The sequence below is a fragment of the Halobellus captivus genome, assembly GCF_007655485.1.
Lineage (GTDB): Archaea > Halobacteriota > Halobacteria > Halobacteriales > Haloferacaceae > Haloquadratum > Haloquadratum captivum.
On the sequence record NZ_VJXQ01000004.1, the window covers coordinates 203970 to 205365 of the forward strand.

2 pseudogenes are annotated in these 1396 nt (G+C 57.0%); both read right to left on the reverse strand.

The window, feature by feature from the left end:
• Positions 1 to 344 (reverse strand): annotated as a pseudogene (locus FJT57_RS16435) (hypothetical protein); the annotation flags it as partial.
• 218 nt (positions 345 to 562) lie between these two features.
• Positions 563 to 1396, reverse strand: a pseudogene (locus FJT57_RS12380) (hypothetical protein); the annotation flags it as partial.

Here is a 1396-nt window from a genome sequence, read left to right on the forward strand (position 1 = left end):
AGGAGTTTGTCACCAGGTGCGTAACTAACACCGAGGCGGAACAGGCGTGTGGGACCACTGAAGGATCCTTTCACGACGCTCCGGCCGTCGAGTTCCTCGACGGTTCCCGGGACGATCGTCGCGTCGTTCCCGACGATCCCGAAGTTCTCGAAGCCCGTAAACCGGAACTGCTCCGTCATCAGGTATTCGCCCTCAGGTAGTGTTATTAGCGTGTTGTCGCCCGCGTGCGCTTCGAGTAGCGGCACGATCGATTCGGAAGCGTCCGGTTGTGCGCCCTCCTCGACGAGATCGATCACGTTGTCGTACGATGACGCCTCGGCAGTCGTCGAGCCGATCGCGGCCAAACCCCCGATCCCCGCAGCGACACTCGTCAAAACTGATCGTCTACTCACTACTCGTTCGCTCGCCTTTCGTCGCTCAGGCATACAACGTTACGAAGCGGTTTCCGGGTAAAAAATTTTTATACGAAATAAAATGCCGAGATTATATTACAAATATTCATATTTATTGTGCAACAGTTCTCTCCGAGCCAGTGACGGCTCAGGTGATCGAGATCGTCCCCCTACCAGTCGAGGAGCCCGACGTTTTCTATCTTGAGGTTGGCGGTCCCCTTATCGAGGTATCCACCATAGATGACAGAGTCTTGAACGGTCACGTCACTGTATCCATCGTAGAGTTTGAGCGCTTGCCGCCCGTTGTAACTCCGCGCGGTGACGTCTCGGATGATCGTTCCGTCCGCGACGTTCACGATCGCGTGATGCGTCGATTCGAAGACGCCACCGTCGACGAGACAGTTGTCGCCGTGCAGTTCGAGGGCGCGCCGGTAGTGGTCGCCGTCCATACGCACCTCAACGTCTTTGAACTCGACGGTAGACCGGGTACACCGGATGGCGTTTCGGCCGTTGCTCCCGTCGCCACTTCCGGAGATAGTAGTTCGGAGAACGTAGACGCGCTCGTCGCTGGAGTCGTTGTGGCCCTTGATGATGAGCGGGTTCCCCGTTCCCTCGAATTGGATATCCGTATCGAAGATGTCGACGGCACCGGTTTCCTCGCGGATGATGATACCGTAGTTGGACGTGCCCTCACCCACGTAGATGTTGCAGTCTTGGATACGGGCCTTCTCGACGTCGTCGTAGACGACGATAGCGTGACCGTTCGGGTCCGAGAGGTGAATCTCCGTGTTGTACACCCACAGGTGGTTACCGTTATCGAGGCGGATTCCGCGTTGGTTCTGTCCATCTTGTTTTTCGTCGACGATGACGGTTGCGTCGTGGATGTAGCTGTAGTCGGCCTTCAGTCGGATGTTCGACGCACAGCTGTTCTTGTAGACGCCGCCCTTCACGATGACGCGACCGTCCAAGCTCGACGCGTAGAGGCCGTTGTCGGGGAAGCTACC